The sequence below is a fragment of the Pedobacter sp. GQ55 genome (genome assembly GCF_059758925.1).
In genome coordinates, this window is sequence record NZ_JCAXEI010000001.1 from 422,059 (window position 1) to 441,106 (window position 19,048).

10 protein-coding genes are annotated in these 19,048 nt (G+C 42.9%); 2 read left to right on the forward strand and 8 right to left on the reverse strand.

Annotated elements, in window-relative coordinates; all coding sequences use genetic code 11:
* Positions 1-43 precede the first annotated feature (43 nt).
* The 3 genes from AC6CH7_RS01765 to AC6CH7_RS01775 all read right to left on the reverse strand — a co-directional run bounded on the left by AC6CH7_RS01765 (position 44) and on the right by AC6CH7_RS01775 (position 4,213).
* Positions 44-934 (reverse strand): winged helix-turn-helix domain-containing protein, encoded by an 891-nt coding sequence (locus AC6CH7_RS01765; RefSeq protein WP_498261042.1) that lies wholly within the window; start codon positions 932-934, stop codon positions 44-46.
* A gap of 77 nt (positions 935-1,011) precedes the next feature.
* Positions 1,012-2,520 (reverse strand): TlpA family protein disulfide reductase, encoded by a 1,509-nt coding sequence (locus tag AC6CH7_RS01770; protein WP_498261043.1) that lies wholly within the window; start codon positions 2,518-2,520, stop codon positions 1,012-1,014.
* 499 nt (positions 2,521-3,019) lie between these two features.
* Positions 3,020-4,213: a TlpA family protein disulfide reductase gene (locus AC6CH7_RS01775; RefSeq protein WP_498261044.1), complete on the reverse strand. Its 1,194-nt coding sequence runs from the start codon at positions 4,211-4,213 to the stop codon at positions 3,020-3,022.
* 201 nt (positions 4,214-4,414) lie between these two features.
* Between AC6CH7_RS01775 and AC6CH7_RS01780 the strand changes: the two genes are divergently transcribed.
* Together AC6CH7_RS01780 and AC6CH7_RS01785 are read left to right on the forward strand one after the other, a co-directional pair.
* Positions 4,415-5,485 carry a carboxypeptidase-like regulatory domain-containing protein gene (locus AC6CH7_RS01780; protein WP_498261045.1) on the forward strand — a complete coding sequence of 357 codons (1,071 nt, stop codon included), beginning with the start codon at positions 4,415-4,417 and terminating at the stop codon, positions 5,483-5,485.
* 259 nt (positions 5,486-5,744) lie between these two features.
* Positions 5,745-6,722, forward strand: a complete 978-nt coding sequence (locus AC6CH7_RS01785; RefSeq protein WP_498261046.1) for an IS110 family RNA-guided transposase — start codon at positions 5,745-5,747, stop codon at positions 6,720-6,722.
* A gap of 217 nt (positions 6,723-6,939) precedes the next feature.
* On the opposite strand, the gene AC6CH7_RS01790 is transcribed toward AC6CH7_RS01785, so the two are convergent.
* From AC6CH7_RS01790 to AC6CH7_RS01810, 5 genes are read right to left on the reverse strand one after another with little or no spacing between them, the layout of a single operon-like run.
* Positions 6,940-7,830, reverse strand: a complete 891-nt coding sequence (locus AC6CH7_RS01790) for a PorP/SprF family type IX secretion system membrane protein (RefSeq protein ID WP_498261047.1) — start codon at positions 7,828-7,830, stop codon at positions 6,940-6,942.
* A gap of 13 nt (positions 7,831-7,843) precedes the next feature.
* A complete protein-coding gene (locus AC6CH7_RS01795) occupies positions 7,844-15,754 on the reverse strand; it encodes an MBG domain-containing protein (RefSeq protein WP_498261048.1) in 7,911 nt (2,636 codons plus the stop codon).
* 1 nt (position 15,755) lies between these two features.
* Positions 15,756-16,706, reverse strand: coding sequence for a methionyl-tRNA formyltransferase (locus AC6CH7_RS01800; RefSeq protein ID WP_498261049.1), 951 nt, complete (start codon positions 16,704-16,706; stop codon positions 15,756-15,758).
* The gene (locus tag AC6CH7_RS01805) at positions 16,703-17,851 is read right to left on the reverse strand and encodes an ABC transporter substrate-binding protein (protein ID WP_498261050.1); all 1,149 of its coding nucleotides are present in this window, start codon (positions 17,849-17,851) and stop codon (positions 16,703-16,705) included. The genes AC6CH7_RS01800 and AC6CH7_RS01805 overlap by 4 nt, the downstream gene beginning before the upstream one ends.
* A 19-nt stretch (positions 17,852-17,870) precedes the next feature.
* Entirely contained in the window at positions 17,871-18,425 is a 555-nt protein-coding gene (locus AC6CH7_RS01810) for a phage tail protein (protein ID WP_498261051.1), read from the reverse strand.
* Positions 18,426-19,048: the final 623 nt, after the last annotated feature.

A 19,048-nucleotide genomic window follows, 5' to 3' on the forward strand; every position in this document is an offset into this window, starting at 1 on the left:
TATTGAAGTCTAATAAAATCAGTTCGGAGCCGGAAGATTCTTCTTAAGAGCTAATTTCAAGCCTATACCCTTTGCCGCGAATAACAACAATTTTGATATTCGGATCAATCTCTAATTTTTTTCTAAGTTTTGATATAAACATATCCAGGCTGCGGCCTACAATAACACCTTCATCCTCCCATATCTCTTTTTGTAATCGGCCTCGCGCTATAGTTTCGTTGGGAGACAACGCGAAAACGCGCAGAACACGGGTTTCCGTTCCGGTCAGGTCTATAGTCTTTCCATTTATCGTGAGCTTACGATTCTTCGTGTCGAACAACATCGACCCCACATTGAACACACCAGTATCCCGACTGCTGGGTAAGGCCTTCCGCGGTTTAGCAGATCTCAGAAAGATAAATCCAACAACTGCTAAAAATGACAGACCGCTCAAAAAATATTCATTCTTTACTGCATTTATGCCCATCGGTTTAAATTTAATGTTTATCATGTAACATGCCCTGGGTTGCCTTCTTCCTGTACATGCTACAATATCATCTTTTTTATTTTTGGATATCGCGTATCCATAGGCTACACTGGCATTGCCACAGTTCATTACGTTAACGACATAATCACGTGCCATCGGGTCTTTGGCCAACAAACGCTGAGTAGTATTCACCAGCGAGTCAGGTTGAAAAGTAAGATCATTCTCAAACCTGATCTGGTATTCATTTTCAGCGATCTTTTTTACAGGGAGCACTCTTGATGTACTGTCGCCCGACTGTAAGAGTAGTTCATGTCCGATCCTGCGAAGCAAAACTTCCCTTCTGGCGATATCAAAATCGTCATTGCCGGTCATACTAAAAGCCGCGCAGATTACAGCGATAAACAAGAGTAATAACAATCCGCACAGGTACTTGCGTTTCCCGGACAGGATATTTTGGCTAACATCCATAATATCAAGATTTTATTTACAAAGTTTACATTTTTATTTATAATCTAAGTTCTTCAGGCTGAAATATACACTCACTTTTACAACAGGCCGTTAATCATCTCTTTCACTTTGTCATTTCCAGGGAAGGCTGTAACTTTATTGATCAGGGTACCTTCTTTGTTATATAATAGATATGACGGAATATATTCGAACTTAAATTGGTTCATGATGTATTCCCATTGGGAGCCTTTTAAGTAATAATGCTCACTACCTATACCTTTAATTTTTTCTTCCCAAAGCTTTCGGGGTGAGGAGCCATTTGTTAAATACACAAACGCAACATCCTTATCATGATACTTAATTTTTGTACTCCTAAATTCCGTCATCGCATCCAGGCAAGGACTACACCATGTGGCCCAAAGGTCGATAAAAACAACTTTGCCCTTATGTTTAGCGACAATTGTTTCTATGACTTTGTCATCCGAAACAGAGGAGATGTCATTTACAACAGCGGGTGATTTGAATTTGTCTAATTCAGCTACTTGTTGGTTTTTTCGAAATAAGATTTTTGCGATTTCTCCATTTTTCCAATACTTTACAATATTCTCTTTTTGCTTTTCGGTTAGCGGTCTTACTTCTTCAGTTAGCTGTCTCCCATAGGCATTAGCCGCTAAAATATCATAGTAAGGACCATCCTTGAATCCGACTAAATCGGACAAGATCGTTTTCACTTTGGCTAACCAGGAGGAGATATCGCTTTCGCCAATCTCAGGAAGGCCCAATATTTCATTATGAAGGGTTTCATTTTGAAATTTCAGGAATTCAGAACAAATCAGATATTGTGGATCATTGAGCTTAAAATCTTTCAAAAAACGATAATACGACCTATCAATCTTTTGGATAGCAGGTTCGTTGATCTTATCCTGAGTAACGTTTCGATAATTAAGCATCATGTATTGTTCGTAATTAAAGACGAATCCAACATACGTGAATAAACGAAAATCTTTAGACAGTATTCCTTTTAATTCTTTTGATATTAATGCATCATTATTTAAAATCTCTAATCTTTCCGTTACAACAGTTTTAGCATGATTCAGAAAAACATCCGGACTTTTATTATACAAAGGTTCCGGTTTTCTGCCCGATCTGTAATCAATCATTTTATTTATGACATCCAAGCTTCGGGTCATGTCATCTTGAGTTAGACCAGCAGGTGTAACGTCAATATTTTCGAAATCAAAATCAGAATTGTAAGCAATATCAATGTTGGTAACACCACCGCTTGTCAATTTAACATACAGAGATTTATATGGTTTTAAACTTGTGTATAATCCAATCAGAGAGATATCTGTTTCCACATCAACATCAGTAGAGAATCTCCCTGATCGATCAACAAGTGCTTTATGTTGAACCTGCTCTCCCGAAATTGGATGTGGAACAAAAATATGTACATAAATGCTATCCTTGTTAGTGTCATTCGGACTTTTTATCCTTCCTGTTATCTTAGCTGTACCTGCTTTTATAGTAGGTGTATCTGTTGCCTTACTAGCAGACTGATTACATGATAACAAAAACAAAAGGCTGAATAAGCAAAGAAGATTTTTCATGAGCGTGCGTTATATCGTTAAGGTAGTTTTTCGGATTATGAAAAACAAGCATTTTTTAAGTTTACTTCATATATCTAATCACCAGAGTAAATATGATCAAAGCTAGTATTAACAACAGTATAAATCCTGCTACCTCTGAATAGAGGTTTCCATTTTCGGTTCGCTTGGCATCAGGGTTAAGTCAAATAAATATAAGTCGGGAAAAAACTAGTGATAACTTCAAAAATACCTTGCATATTTATTCTTTAGGGGATAGGTAGATAAATATTAGCCCAAGAACATTAAAAAGCAAAACCAAAATCACCCCACCAGCACCTCCCATGCTTCTGCTTTCACCTGCTCGATATCCTTCATGCAGAAGCATTAAATAAACCGCCACAGTAATTATAATACCCCAGGCCATTGTTCTTATTATTTGGTAACTCTCTAATTTACCTATTTTCTGTTAAATCATAAGATTAAAAAGCAATATCTTTTCTTAAGCAAGGCTTTAGGAATATCAGTTTCTTAGCAGAAACCGATATACCGGTATTATCTTTTTAGTCATGCTTACTTTGATCCCGTGCGCTTTGAACGATGCAATCAGATTTTTCATAGTATCAACTTGTATAGTAATGGACATTTTTTTATCTGGGATACTATCCTTCAAAACTATAACGGTCTTGAATTTTTGCTGTATCGCTCTTGTTAATTTGGAAAATTGGTCATAGTCGATTGCCGCATAACTATCCGAATTGGAAGCGTGGCCTACCTGTGGTTTTGGGCCGACTAAAAACTTCTCAAAGATTTCTTTATCTACGACTTCTAACTGCATTACATTCATTAAACTATCTCCAGATGTGTAACTTAGATTCAACTGATGAAGTAGCGTATCCATTGCATCCTGGCTTGTGTTTTTCACTGCACTTTTATAGCAGTAAGAAACGCATGAGCCGACGAATTTTTCAGGCAACACTATTTGATTATCCGCAATATCTAAAAACGCGGAAAGACGTTGTATCAGACTATCGCCGACAACGACCTCCTTCCGATATCCATTTCCGTTGCGGAACACGGTAGCCCCCCATCTGTATTGGCTTAAAGGTTCCATTTTAAAATATTCTTTAATATTATCATCTTGATAGGATTTATAATATTGGCTAAATAACGAATTGTACCTGGATATTACTTCTTCTGGTAAAGATGATTTACTTTTTTCCGGAGGGGCGACTGCTTTCCCTTCCACGATATTATCAATAGCTTCATTGGTAAGCTTTGCTGCATGTCCCACCCACCGGATCTCATTTTTATCATCAATGACCACACATAAAGGTATAGAGGTGGCCTTGTAGTCTGTAAATGTCTTGCGAGTAGTATCTGACACTACAACAGACGAAAACTGTACTCTTTTTAGTATCCAATTCACTTTATCTACTTTTTCATCTGTAATGGCCAGGAATACTAAATTAGATCTGGATTTATTTTTATTCACCAAATCGTTCATATGCGGAACGGATTCCAGGCAGGGCGCGCACCAGGTTGCCCAAAAATCTATAATAACAAATTTGCCTTTTAAGTCGTAAGACTTAGGGACATTCTTGATCCAGTTGGTGATGACTATTTCTGGAGCTTTCTCACCTACTTTGAGTTGGGCTGAAGAAACAAAAGATGCAAGAAGGCACACAAATACTAAAAAAAGACATTTTTTAAGCATAATCTGAGCGTTAGCGTAATTAATGATTTCTAAACTTTTACAATATAAGATTTATAAAATTAAAATGTATATTGGTGATGATTAAGCGCTTAGGTAATGCTGTTTCTACATTTTTCTCTGAGAATATTTTTGATAACACTGTTTATCTCTTTAAATTGGGTCTTGGTTTCTGCCCGGCAATCTACCACGCAAATAACAGGGATGGTGATTGATGCTCAGAGTAAACAGCCGCTTGCCGGGGCGACGATATATCTTGACCATACCACTAAAGCTACGATTAGTTCTGATAGTGGAGACTTTGTGCTAAAAAATATTCCATCAGGAAATTACAAGTTAATTATATCCTATATCGGCTATAGTTCGGCGTTCGTTGACTTGACCGAAAAGAATACTCCCAATTTAATTGTTGAGCTTACTCCAAGTGTGAAATTACTTGATGAAGTGGCTATAACAGCAAATCCAAATTGGCAGGAATATTTTCTGCTTTTTAAAATGTTTTTTTTGGGAAAACAGGGACAGTACTGCACGATCAAAAATCCAAAAACACTGTCTTTTGATCATAATGACACTTCGTATGTTTTAACTGCACAAGCGGCCAAACCCCTAATTATTGAAAATCAGGCGTTAGGGTATAGGATATATTATGAGTTAAATTCTTTTGTTCACTATGCCGGCCGAACCTCGTATTCTGGTTATACCCGTTTTGAGGAAATGACCACTACAAATAACAAAGAACAAAAGGAATGGAAATTCAACAGGGAGAAAGCATATTTCGGTTCTTCAATACATTTTATGCGCTCGCTGGTAGATAAAACATCAAAGGAAAAGGGCTTTGTGATGAAAAAACTGGTCAAAACTAACTTACGGAAATCAGAGGAAAACGAATTTAAATCAACTGATACCATTGTCACCATGCAATGGAATGGAAGAGATTATTTCGCCAAAGATACAACTGTTCTTTCTGGAGCAGGTAGTTTAATAGGCGGCAGAAAAATGGGATATGATCGGCTTTATCCTGAAGAGTTGCCTTACGATAGCGTTGTGACGACTAATCTCAACGGCAACTACAAACTTTCTTTCAACAATTCCTTATTTGTTACTTACAAGAAGAAAAAAAACGTAACATCTATTCTAACGATGTTGACTCCGGAAACTTTTGTGGATATTCACGGAAATCTGGCAAATCCGCAAGCCGTATTACATGAGGGGTACTGGGCTACTTTACGTATTGCAGATCAACTGCCCTTTGATTATGTGCCGGACAAGGAATGACGTTCATAATGGGTTATTTTTCTAGTCCTAATATTATGATCAAGAGGTCTCCTTCGTCCTTTAGATTTGTTTTGATTATTTTTAGAATGAGAAGGAAGCAGAAGTAAACTATCCTTTCGTCAGAGTTTGGACTCATGTCTCGATTTAGACTTCTGCCTCCCTTTCATCAGGAACTCAAATAGAAATTAGGGCTAGTGACCCATTATTAAGGACTTGAGCCGAACTGATGAATTCTCATTTCAATTCTTAAAACAAATTTATGAAAAAGATTTTTATTGGAATCGACATCAGCAGCAAAACATTAGAGATCTGTTTAAAGACTGATGGAAAGGTTGAGTATTTCAACATTCAGAACCAACTAAAACCCATTAGATTGTTCTTTAAAAAGCACACAACAGTAGGAACCGTAGTTGCTATGGAGAATACCGGGCGCTACAACTGGAACCTGTTTGAGGTTCTAGCCGAGCTAGAACTATTCGTTTATGTGCTCTCACCATTGCACTTGAAGAAGAGCCTTGGTCTCTCACGAGGAAAGAACGATAAGATTGATTCGCTTCGGATCTGTAGCTACATCGAAAAGAACCAGCAAGGAACTAAACAATGGAGCCAGTTATCGTTATCGATAAGAAGGCTTAAAGTTCTGCTAACCGAGCGGGCAACTAGGGTAGCAATGAAAAGCAGTTTTGTAAGGCAGCAACATGATTATAAGATGATGAAGTCAATCGCGTTGGACAAAGAACTGCTAAAGCTGAATAAAAAGCTCATTGAATCGATCGATGTGCAGATAAAGAAGATTGAATCCGATATTGAAATGAACATTATGCAGGATAGCGAACTCAAGTGCAAAGCCGAACTTATACGGTCTGTTCCAGGAGTTGGAAAGGTGGTCTCATGGATGATGATTGCAAAGACCGAGGGCTTTACATCGATCAGCGACCCACGGAAAATGGCATGTTACTGTGGAGTGGTGCCATTTGACCATCAATCGGGAACCTCAATAAGATATAGGCCCAGGGTGTCGGTATTTGCAGATAAAGGGATGAAAAGCCTGCTCCACCTTGCGGCCATGAGTTCGATAAGACTAAATAATGATCTGGGGACATATTATAAACGAAAAGTTGAGGAGGGAAAGAACAAGATGAGCGTTTTAAATGCGGTAAGAAACAAAATCATCCATAGGATATTCGCTGTAATAAAAAACCAAACCATCTATAAAAATGATTTGGTTTTGTCATAGAAATCGAGACATATTAAAAAACCAAAATGACTTGGCGGGTGTTAATTGCATTAATACTAATTGCCTTACATTTTGCCGGAAAAACCAGTATCAGCCTTAGGTCAGGAAAAGTAATTCTAAGCCTATTCCTTTCTAAATTATGAAATACCTCTTATTCTCTTCTGTTTGCCTGTTCAAAGGACAAGGTAGTAAAGGAAAAAGGCAATTCAAGGTACCATTATCTGTTAAAGTTAATCCTGAAATTCAATTCAAAGCTGCCATTGCTATAACCACTTAGATCAGAAGTCTGAGTGGTATATAAGCCTGTGATCAGGTATTTTTTCCTGAAATCCATACCGAAGCCAAAGGAAGCACTTTCGGAACTGTGATACATGCCTGTAAAAAGCAACTGCTGATTAGAAAAACTCAGCTGGGCACCGGCGTCCCAGATGTTATCAAAGCCTTTCACGCCCCGGTATGCAACTTTGGGTTCTATTTCCATACCATTGTTACCTTCGTCCAATTTGATCTTATAACTTGCAGCACTATAGAAAGTGGCTACATCAGCCAGTTTGATGACATCTTTTTTGAAGAAGCTTTTGAGGTTAGGGATGGAAGCTTGGAGGTTTAATGTGTTGGTGGTAAAAGCAATCCCAAAATCTCCATCCAAATATGCTTTTCGATTGTTGTACATGCCGATTAGGGGATCGTTCGGATTACCCTGTATGTCCTCAGTCTCCAGACGCTGAGTTAAGACCCCCCCAGACAACCCGAAATGAAGCTGATTAGAAGCGTTATTTAGTGGCAAATGGTAAGCATAGCTCGCAACCACCCGTGTCATTCGTTGTAATCCGGCGCTTTCATTAAAAGCGTTGATTCCCAGTCCCACCTTATTGAAGCCATAATCGACAGTTAGTGTTTGCGTTAGAGGGGATCCGGGGATGTCGCTCCATAACTTGCGTAATCCCCCGTTTAGTCTCAGTCCCTTTTCTGCCCCGGCAAATGCAGGGTTCGCCAGGTATTGATTGGTATAATATTGTGCACCCATTGGGTTGAGCTGAGCTTTTGCCGACATCATTCCAATGATCAGGAGAAGTACTAAGTATATCTTTCTTTTAATTTTTTTCATGCGATTGTTCATGCTAATTTTCTCTTACAACTGTAATGTATCCTCTGAATTTCCTGTTACTGCCTGTAAATTCCATCAGGTAGTAGTAGGTGTCCTCGTTAAGTGGAACTCCATTATAGGAGGCATCCCAACTATTGTCATACCCTTTTTTCGAATACAATAGGCGTCCTGCGCGATCAAATATCTTGATCAAATTATCCGGGTACACATCGATGTTTTGAACGATCCATTTATCATTGTAGCCGTCGCCATTGGGTGTTACGATGTTATTGGCAATCAGTTTCAGATCCTCAGCTACGTTAATACTAAAGCTTTGTTTTTCAGAACATCCATAGTCGTTTGTGCCTGTTACAGTGTAAGTTGTGTTTGCAGTTGGTCTTACGGTTAATGTGGCAGTGTTTTGTCCGCTAATGATGCTACTGTTTGCTGTCCAAACATATGATGCTGCTCCGCTGGCGGTTAGCTGTACAATGTCACCTTTGCTGATATCAGTCCCCTTATCACTGGTAATGGCAATCACTGGTAAAGGATTGATCTTGAGGACGAATGTTCTGGAATAGGTGTTGACACCGCCGTTTGAAATTCCACCGTTGTCAGTAACAGTAACGGTAATATTCGCTGTGCCACTCATTCCATTTTTTATACTGTAGCTAACGAAAGCTTCATTTGCAGAATCAGATACTTTTAAATTTTGAAATAGGGTAGGGTTGTCGCTTTTCACATCAAGTCTTACCGATTGGTTTTTTTCCGGACCAGCACTAATACCATTAAGCGGTATCGTTTGTGATGCCTGAGTATAGCAAAGGGTTGCATTTGAAATGGATGTGAGGGTTGGGGCTTCGTTGACGTCGCTAATGGTTACGCTGAACACTTTTTCCAGAGTTAAGCCATTTTGTGTTGTCGCTTTTACGCGAATGCTGTAAATTGATTTGTCCTCGAAATCAAGAGAGGATTTGGTATATAAAGACTGATCCTCTATGGAGAATAAGGTGTTATCTGTATCACCTGTACCGGACACTAAGGAATAGGTATAGGTTGCCGATGGATCCTCTGAAATGGAATTAAATGTTCCGGCTTTTGTTTTGACAGGGCCATTTTCATAAACCGTTATGCCGTCCAGAGTAATGTTATTTGGTGCGCCTGGCTTAACTTTAAGAACACCATTAACATACTTAATTTCATAGTTCAAAGCAGCTGCTCCGGAAACAAGAATTGGATAATCGCCAGCCGGACTAGAGACTGTTGCTGAAGTACTAATGGAGGGTTGAGTAATCAAGACTTCTTTGGTTTCATTACCAACAAATCCGGTATAATTCAGGGTCAAAGGAGGATTGACTGTTCCTGCAAATTTCTCCTTGTTTTCGGCAGTTATGATAAGGCTCACTTTGTTCACGGTTAAGCTTGCTGCTAAATAATTCAGTACATAATTGCTACCCAGTGCCAGTGTGCCCTGGTTGATGGCATAAGTTTCTGCAGTTTCACCTGGTGCCCTGTCCAGTGTTCCGGTAAATTTATCTGTACCATCCAGCGCTGGGCTGAAGGTATAAGTTAACTCCGGGTCAGCAGTTCCATAAGCTTTAGATTTGGCATCAGCGGTAACGGTAATGGTTTTCTTGCCGATAGTCAGATTCGCTGGTACAAAAGTGATGGTATAATTAGAACTGAGTGCCAGTGTGCCTTGGTTAATGGCATAGGTGCCTGCAGTTTCACCTGGTGCCCTGTCCAGTGTTCCGGTAAACTCGTCTGTACCATCCAGCGCTGGACTGAAGGTATAAGTGAGCTCGGGATCTGCAGCGCCATAGGCTTTTGATTTGGCTACAGCAGTAACGGTAATGATTTTCTTGCCGATAGTCAGATTCGCCGGTACAAAAGTGATGTTGTAATTGCTGCCCAGTGCCAGTGTACCCTGGTTGATGGCATAGGTGCCTGCAGTTTCACCTGGTGCCCTGTCCAACGCTCCGGTAAACTCGTCTGTACCATCCAGCGCTGGACTGAAGGTATAAGTGAGCTCGGGATCTGCAGCGCCATAGGCTTTAGATTTGGCTACAGCAGTAACGGTAATGGTTTTCTTGCCGATGGTCATGTTGGCTGGTACAAAAGTGATGGTATAATTAGAACTGAGTGCCAGTGTACCCTGGTTGATGGCATAGGTGCCTGCAGTTTCACCTGGTGCCCTGTCCAGCGCTCCGGTAAACTCGTCTGTACCATCCAGCGCTGGGCTGAAGGTGTAAGTGAGCTCCGGGTCAGCAGTTCCATAAGCTTTAGATTTGGCAACAGCAGTTACGGTAATGGTCTTGGTGCCGATGGTCAGGTTGGCTGGTACAAAAGTGATGGTATAATTAGAACTGAGTGCCAGTGTACCCTGGTTGATGGCATAAATTCCTGCAGTTTCACCTGGTGCCCTGTCCAGTGTTCCGGTAAATTTATCTGTACCCTCAAGTTCTGGACTGAAGGTATAAGTGAGTTCGGGATCTGCAGCGCCATAGGCTTTTGATTTGGCTGCAGCAGTAACGGTAATGATTTTCTTGCCGATGGTCAGGTTGGCTGGCACAAAAGTGATGGTATAATTGCTGCCCAGTGCCAGTGTACCCTGGTTGATGGCATAAGTGCCTGCAGTTTCACCTGGTGCCCTGTCCAGCGCTCCGGTAAACTCGTCTGTACCATCCAGCGCTGGGCTGAAGGTGTAAGTGAGCTCGGGATCAGCAGCACCATAGGCTTTTGATTTGGCTACAGCAGTAACGGTAATGGTCTTGGTGCCGATGGTCAGATTCGCTGGCACAAAAGAGATGGTATAATTGCTGCCCAGTGCCAGTGTACCCTGGTTGATGGCATAAGTTCCTGCAGTTTCACCTGGTGCCCTGTCCAGCGCTCCGGTAAACTCGTCTGTACCATCCAGCGCTGGACTGAAGGTATAGGTGAGCTCGGGATCGGCAGCACCATAGGCTTTTGATTTGGCTACAGCAGTAACGGTAATGGTCTTGGTGCCGATGGTCAGATTCGCTGGCACAAAAGTGATGGTGTAATTGCTGCCCAGTGCCAGTGTACCCTGGTTGATGGCATAAGTTCCTGCAGTTTCACCTGGTGCCCTGTCCAGCGATCCGGTAAACTCATCTGTACCATCCAGCGCTGGACTGAAGGTATAAGTGAGCTCGGGATCGGCGGCACCGTAAGCTTTAGACTTGGCAACAGCAGTTACGGTAATGGTTTTCTTGCCGATGGTCAGGTTGGCTGGTACAAAAGTGATGGTATAATTAGAACTGAGTGCCAGTGTACCTTGGTTGATGGCATAAGTGCCTGCAGTTTCACCTGGTGCCCTGTCCAGTGTTCCGGTAAACTCGTCTGTACCATCCAGCGCTGGGCTGAAGGTGTAAGTTAACTCCGGGTCAGCAGTTCCATAAGCTTTTGATTTGGCTACAGCAGTAACGGTAATGGTCTTGGTGCCGATGGTCAGATTCGCTGGCACAAAAGTGATGGTATAATTGCTGCCCAGTGCCAGTGTACCCTGGTTGATGGCATAAGTTCCTGCAGTTTCACCTGGAGTCCTGTCCAGCGATCCGGTAAACTCATCTGTACCATCCAGCGCTGGACTGAAGGTATAAGTGAGCTCGGGATCGGCGGCGCCGTAAGCTTTAGACTTGGCTACAGCAGTTACGGTAATGGTCTTGGTGCCGATGGTCAGATTCGCTGGTACAAAAGTGATGGTATAATTAGAACTGAGTGTCAGTGTACCCTGGTTGATTGCATAAGTGCCTGCAGTTTCACCTGGTGCCCTGTCCAGCGCTCCGGTAAACTCGTCTGTACCATCCAGCGCTGGACTGAAGGTATAGGTGAGCTCGGGATCGGCAGCACCATAGGCTTTTGATTTGGCTACAGCAGTAACGGTAATGGTCTTGGTGCCGATGGTCAGATTCGCTGGCACAAAAGTGATGGTGTAATTGCTGCCCAGTGCCAGTGTGCCTTGGTTGATGGCATAAGTTCCTGCAGTTTCACCTGGTGCCCTGTCCAGCGCTCCGGTAAACTCGTCGGTACCCTCAAGTTCCGGGCTGAAGGTGTAAGTTAACTCCGGGTCAGCAGCACCATAGGCTTTTGATTTGGCTACAGCAGTAACGGTAATGGTCTTGGTGCCGATGGTCAGGTTGGCTGGTACAAAAGTGATGGTATAATTGCTGCCCAGTGCCAGTGTACCTTGGTTGATGGCATAAGTGCCTGCAGTTTCACCTGGTGCCCTGTCCAGCGTGCCGGTAAACTCGTCGGTACCATCCAGCGCTGGGCTGAAGGTATAAGTGAGCTCGGGATCGGCAGCACCGTAAGCTTTAGACTTGGCTACAGCAGTAACGGTAATGGTTTTCTTGCCGATGGTCAGATTCGCTGGTACAAAAGTGATGGTATAATTAGAACTAAGTGCCAGTGTACCTTGGTTGATGGCATAAGTGCCTGCAATTTCACCTGGAGCCCTGTCCAGCGCTCCGGTAAACTCGTCGGTACCCTCAAGTTCCGGGCTGAAGGTGTAAGTTAACTCCGGGTCAGCGGCACCATAGGCTTTTGATTTGGCAACAGCAGTTACGGTAATGATTTTCTTGCCGATTACCAAGGGTCTGGTGACCGGAGCAGCGGCTTCTACCTCATCGTTTCCGTTCTGTGTCGCGGTGATCTGAACTGTGCCAGCCTTTAAAATATTAACTGTTTTGCCATTAATACTTGCAATAGTTGGGTCGCTGCTGGTATAAATTAATTGTAGCCCGGAATCAGAACTTCCAACCAGATCAAAAGCTTCTTGTCCATATGTTTTCGTTGCGGGCTGGTTAAACGTGATGACTTGAGTAGCCATCGGTTTTGCAAATACAGAAGGTGAAAGAGGACTTTCGTTGCCTGCCTGATCCACCGCTGAAATTCGGTAGTAATAGGTTGTTCCGTTTAAGAGATTGTTATGTACATGTGTGGTTCCTGGAGCTGGCACTGTGGTCAGCAAGGTGGTAGGATCGGTTTCCGTACCTGCATAGATTTTATAGGACTCAAGATCAGCCTCAGTATTTGCCGCCCATGTCAAACTGTTCTCCGCATTTCCAGCGGTAGCTGCAAGACCTACTGGAGTTATTGGGCCTGAAGCATCGAATGTTAAGCTCAGGCTGTTAGAAACTGTATTGCTGTTATTGCCGATATTCACAGCAACACCAGCGGGAACTTGTATGCTTAGGGCACCGTCGGCTGTCGGGGTTACCAACAGCCTATAAGAAATATTGTCCGTAGTTTGCAAATCGCTCAACGTGGCGTTCGCAGCCACTATATCCCCTAACACGAACCCTGTTACCGCCTCGCTGAAGGTGATGGTTGCTGTAAAGGGTTGGTTTATCGGCGAAGTAACCGAGGTTGAGATGGTTACAGTTGGATTAGCCGTATTCACTAAGACACCTGATGTATTGGATATTCCATTGAGCGCAATCACCGCATCATTGCCTGCGATATCTTTAATCGTACCGCCGTTCAGCCCCAGTGAGGTACCAAGTCCAATGCCATCCATATCCATATCGCCGGATTGTACGGTATAGCTGAAGATCAGGGCGGTGGTGCCGGTGCCGCTTACATAGGTGGCCTGATGGGTTGTTGTTCCAATAACTACATTGATATAAGGTGTGCCGCTTGTGGCATCTATATTTACCTGCTCATTGAAATTGGTAGTAAAAGCCAATGTATTGCCAGTGGTATATATTCTATTTGCAGGCACACCTACCGTGATGACTAAAGGTTTTACGCCATCAATAACAATGTTGTGCTGCCCGGCAATTGAATTGGCCCCGCCAACAGCAGGTAAGGTCAATACAGCATCATCCCCGGATGGGTTTCGTATGGTTGCGCCATTTAACGATAAAGCTGAAGTAGATGCATAATCCAGGTCAGCGCTCAGGTCGCCCGCCTGCACGGTGTAATTGAACAAGAGTATATCGGATCCCGATCCGGACTGATAGATCGCCTGACGGTCCGTGTTTCCTGTCTCCAGTAGCAGGCTGGGTACGCCACCTGCACCATTCACCACAACCGACTGGTTGGTGGTGACCATTATTGTAATTACGTCACCCGGTTTATAAGTGCCATCAGGGGTATTGGTATCTACCGTTGTGATTTCCGGAATGACTCCATTTACCGTGATATTAATTGTGTCGTTATCGGTCTGGGCTCCGCCGGATCCGGATAATCCCTGGTCATTCGTCGTAATTTGTAAACTAGCCGGGCCACTATAGCCAGCGGTTGGGAGAAAGCTCATCCCATTCAGTGCCGAATTAATACCAGAAATGGTACCTTCAAAAGTCATGGTGCCATCCGCCGTCCCATCACCCGTGGTGAAGGACAATCCAGTGGTGCCAGCCAGTGTCATCAGGCCATTGCTGGCCATCAATGTCACCGATACTATACCACCCCCTGCGTCTACATCACTGATGGAAATAAGATTGCCATTGCTGGCGCCGAAAATCAGGGTGCCATTTTGATCAATTGCCTGAGCAACCGGCACCGTGTTGGCTGGTGCATCGTTCACCGGAGTAATGTCGATATTAACTGCTCCAAGAGCGACATTGCTTCCGCCTCCTGAGCCGGTATTACCATTATCATTGATGGACACTTCTACTACAGCGGCGTTGTCGCCACTGAGGTTCTGAGCGGGTCTGAAATAAATATTGTTGGGCCGACTGATATACTGATTTAAGTCTGTCAAATTGCCCGTAACTGTCAGATGGTTGGTTAAATGGCCGGTAATTGCTATGCCAGGTGCCACAGCGATATCAAAAATTCCGCCTGTTGTATTTAATGTCAATGTGAGCGTTCCCGTTCCTGCATCAACATCACTTATCGTAGCAGAAGAAATATTTAATGGGTCTTCTGTACCATCTTCCATCACAGTAATATCTGAAGGTAACCCGGTAATGGTCGGGGCATCATTGACCGCTGTAATAGTTATTCTGACCGTAGCTGTAGCACATAGCGATGGTGTCCCATCATCACAGACCTGGTAAACGAAAGCATCTGTGCCGGTATAATTTGCGGTGGGCGTGTAGGTGAAACTGCCATCTGTATCAAATATTACAGTTCCATTGTTAGGGTCGGTGATTAGCGACGCGGTCAGCGGATCTCCATCATCGTCCCTGTCGTTTGTTAATACATTACCGGTCATAGGCGCATCTTCGTTAACCGTTATTTGATCGTCTACTGCTACTGGAGCTTGATTTGTCGCTGTGGTCGCCAATAGCTGAAAATCATCCCAAGCGAATTCTTCTGCACCATCATTTGAATAGGAGCGAATCCGGATTGATAGAGTATTCCCGGTTCCAGGTATCGTCTTTGTAAATTGCTGAAAGGTCCGCGATAACAATATGCCATCCCCCAATTCATCAAAATTTGCATCTTCCGCCAATCGCTTGTCTGTACCGTTGTTACCTTTGAACTGAATCATTTTTATCCAGCTTCCGGCATCAATCTTATATTCCAGGGTAATATAATCGTTATGAGAACTTCCAGGGCTATAAGCTGTATTTTCCCAGGCATTGCTGTTATTTTGCGCGGCAAATAATCCCTTAAAGGACAAGTTGGTCTTTCCAGAAATATCAATTTGGGTCCACTCAATGAGTTGTTCTGCATCCGTTAGCCCAGCCGGACCCGACTTGTAATCCTCTCCTGCCCAAAAATAGGTTCCTGACTGACCTGAATATGAATTTGGCACTGGGGGATCGGTAATATAATAATTAATGTCAGATCCATTTGTACGTTTATGATAAGCAGTAGTAGACCCGCCGTCGAAAGAAGGTGTTCTGATCCCACTACTTGGATTGGATGCGCCCTCAAAATTATCGTCCCAAAATTTCGTCTGTGCGTTTCCTCCTGCAGCCCATAGGCTTAATAACATAAACGATAAAATAAACGTAGCAATTGTTCTCATATTATCCTGTTTGGTTTGATGCCCAAACGACATCTGGTTGTTTTTTGAATTTCTTAATAAACACCTTAGTCTCCATGATTCCCTCATCGGTGCGCAGGATATTCACTGCGAGCCATTGGTTGTCCAGGCAGGCGATATGTAATGTGCCGTCTAAATGGGTTATCACCGTACCGGGAGCTTCCTGATGTTGCTGCGTGACAATAGTGGCCGCGATGATCTGTACCTGTTTCTCCCATAATTGGGTCCAGGCTCCGTTATGCCATGGATTACAAGCGTTGATTAAGGCTTGTATTTCATCTGCAGTTTGCTCCTGCCATTGAATGGTGGTATCGGTTAATGTTGGTTTTTCGTAATAACAGGCTAATGATTCATCCTGTGGCTTTCGGGGTAGGAAAGTGCCAAAATCAAGCATATTAATCAAGTTGCTTGTCGTCTGCGCCGTATGTTCGCTCAGCCTGATGGTCAGTTCACCATAGGTCTCATTGGGTTTGATTTTTACAGGATCGGCAAATAAGAGGTCACCTTCATCCGCATGTTCGTCCATGTAATGCACACTAACCGCTGTTACCTTTTCCTGGTGGCGCAATACCTCAAAAATGGGCATTGGCCCTCGGTACTGGGGTAGTGGTCCCGGATGGAAATTGATGAAGCGATCAGGAAATCGCTGCAATGCCATCAGGGGGATCAGCAATGGAAAAGTGATGGTGAACACATGGTCTGGATTCACTTCTTCTACCCATTCCACTAATTCAGAAAGTGCTTTTTTATTGACAAAAGTACGGAAAGGAAGATTTTTGTTTGCACACTCCTGCCTGAGAGATCTGACCAGTAAAGGCTCGCCTTGTCCTATGCCCACCGCACAGAGCACACCTTCAAAGGCAAGTCTCTGCAATGCCGGCAGCGCAAATTTGCCGCCACACAATACCATAATTCTCCTTTTGGGTTTTGTCATGTGCAGGTGTAACTATTGTACCAACCCGAAATAGATTCTCCGATCGGTTGTTCATGTAATTGCTGAAGGTGGTCTTCAATATCTGGTATACCTTCGCCCAGTACCAACTTGCAGGCGCCATTGGCTGCCGCTTCTATGGTTGATACGTACATCGGCGAAACAAAAGTATAGGTGGGTGCATGGAATCGGATACTGCCCCTTGGGCCCTCAAATTCAAAATCTTCGAGTATTTCGATTATTGTAGCTATCGCTGCTCTTTTCCCTGCTATTGCCTCCTCCAGGCAGAATAGCACTGTTGCCGCCTCCCAGGCCAGTAAAGAAAAAATGGAAGGCGGTATTCCCGCCAGTTCCATCGTTTTTGTAAACGCAATATTCGCTTCGTTGTCCAGTGTAGACGACCAGGAAGTGACCCCTTTGATCGCATGTCCTGGAAATGCCGTCTCGCTTAATACCCTTTCTTCCAATGCGAATGGCTGTAGGTAAACGGGTAGGTTAACCGCGCCGAAAACCCTACGTAATTCATTGAAGTACCATTGCACATAATCACCACTGAATATACTTAACAAGGCACTGTCCTTGTGTTTGGAAAGCTGATTGTCCAATGGCTGCATGGTGAAATCCTGCATAGTGTATCCGGTGGCATGATTGAAAACGATGGTGCCTCCTGCTCGCTGGAAACCATTGCAAAGCGCAAAGGTATGCAGGTATCCGGCGTCATAATACCCGGTAACCATTCCGCCGGTGGTATATCCGTCTTTTGCGGCGAGCGCTGCGGATAATGAGGCACCCAATGCGTTATGTAGAGAAATGTAGATGATATTTGGGCACTCAGCGTACTCCTGAGGTAAATGTGCACCCGCATCCAGCACCAATAGTAACTTATTACTGGCCAATAGTAAAGGTTTTAATAATTGCGCCATCCGCTGGCCAATGTAACCCACAATGACGTCCACCTCGTGATTGAAAATCAGGTTTTCTGCAGCACTATAACAGCGCTGTTTATCTGCACCGAACCCGATATTCTCGGAAATTATTTTCATTGATTTAAATGGAAGTTTACTGCATCCCAATTTTAAACCCTGAATAATGTCCAAAGCAATCGCTGAATAATAGGTCGATCTTGGCAATAATACTCCTATGGTCATTTGATCTTTTTTAAGGCATCTAAGCCCGTGCTGGAAAGATCCCTGCTAGTGCAATACTGTAATTCATGACCAAAAAAGGATTTGTAATATCTATTGGCTGGTTGCCTCCAGCCGGGTCTGTGGTGCCTGACACATTGGCTTTTCCCATGAACGAATTTGGTGATGCCGTCGCGGCATAAATATCAGAAGTGGCTGTTGCCGGGAAAGCACCCGCCGGGCTACTTGACTCCCCACCACCAGTAAAAACGGGGGTACTTACTTGTACATTATGTAAACCGTGTACATGCTCAGGTAGATTTGCTAAAGTCAATGATGTATTGGTGTTTCCGCTTGTTTCTCCTATGGTGCGTGGGGGAAGCCCAACTCCGTTCCCTTGTCCAATGGGCATACGGCCCTGCAGATTGGGCAATGCAAAAGTATTTGCTCCATCACCACCATAGGTTGTGCCCAGTAAAGAAAACAAGACACTATTTGTTGAAATAGCTAAGAGCTGCCCATTACAAGCAGTATAACCCGTCGGGGCAAAATTGAAGGCAAAAATTTTGACTTCTCCAATAAATGGTTCTGTTGACATAGTCTGAAATTTAAAATGGTGAATAAACAATAAAAATTAGGTTGATTTTTTTTGCGCATAAAATTAATAGACGCGCTGGAAGTCGTTATGATATCTACTGGTACGAACGGAAAAATTCGTGTAGCTGAATAGATATATATTGGTGAGAGCATCTAATAATTTTTTTGATAAATAGAGGTTTGTACTGGGTCCGGTTTGTTTTAATTCGAAAGAACTATAGTGTCGTTAAGTAATTAATTTCGGTTTGGTTGATACTAATTTATGTAAAAATTCTTTAAATTTTCAAAAGAAAATAATAAATTAATGTTCTTAACATGCTGATCATGATTCCTTTTGCTAAAATGGATGATTTTCCATTGATAAACCAGCCTAACTAATCGGGACTATCTTCTATCTAAAATATACTTCATTTTCTGTGCTTTTTATATAGATTTTAATGAGCGTTTTCGGAAACGATTGCGCAAATTAAATTCCCAAAATTCACAAAATGGCGTTCCAAAGTTCGTATGATTGTTTAACCAAATTAGAACGGATATGAAAGGTTTAGTCAAAAATAGCAATCGATTGCTAGATGAGATCTAGTATAATCAACTAAGAAAAAATATAGGGCTTATTTATCTAAA

Excerpts from the sequence above, each read along its gene's own strand:
- AC6CH7_RS01775 (WP_498261044.1), bottom strand. The coding sequence starts at position 4,213 with ATGCTTAAAAAATGTCTTTTTTTAGTATTTGTGTGCCTTCTTGCATCT.
- AC6CH7_RS01795 (WP_498261048.1), bottom strand. The coding sequence starts at position 15,754 with ATGAGAACAATTGCTACGTTTATTTTATCGTTTATGTTATTAAGCCTA.
- AC6CH7_RS01790 (WP_498261047.1), bottom strand. The coding sequence starts at position 7,830 with ATGAAAAAAATTAAAAGAAAGATATACTTAGTACTTCTCCTGATCATT.
- AC6CH7_RS01800 (WP_498261049.1), bottom strand. The coding sequence starts at position 16,706 with ATGACAAAACCCAAAAGGAGAATTATGGTATTGTGTGGCGGCAAATTT.
- AC6CH7_RS01810 (WP_498261051.1), bottom strand. The coding sequence starts at position 18,425 with ATGTCAACAGAACCATTTATTGGAGAAGTCAAAATTTTTGCCTTCAAT.
- AC6CH7_RS01805 (WP_498261050.1), bottom strand. The coding sequence starts at position 17,851 with ATGACCATAGGAGTATTATTGCCAAGATCGACCTATTATTCAGCGATT.
- AC6CH7_RS01780 (WP_498261045.1), top strand. The coding sequence starts at position 4,415 with ATGGTGATTGATGCTCAGAGTAAACAGCCGCTTGCCGGGGCGACGATA.
- AC6CH7_RS01785 (WP_498261046.1), top strand. The coding sequence starts at position 5,745 with ATGAAAAAGATTTTTATTGGAATCGACATCAGCAGCAAAACATTAGAG.
- AC6CH7_RS01765 (WP_498261042.1), bottom strand. The coding sequence starts at position 934 with ATGGATGTTAGCCAAAATATCCTGTCCGGGAAACGCAAGTACCTGTGC.
- AC6CH7_RS01770 (WP_498261043.1), bottom strand. The coding sequence starts at position 2,520 with ATGAAAAATCTTCTTTGCTTATTCAGCCTTTTGTTTTTGTTATCATGT.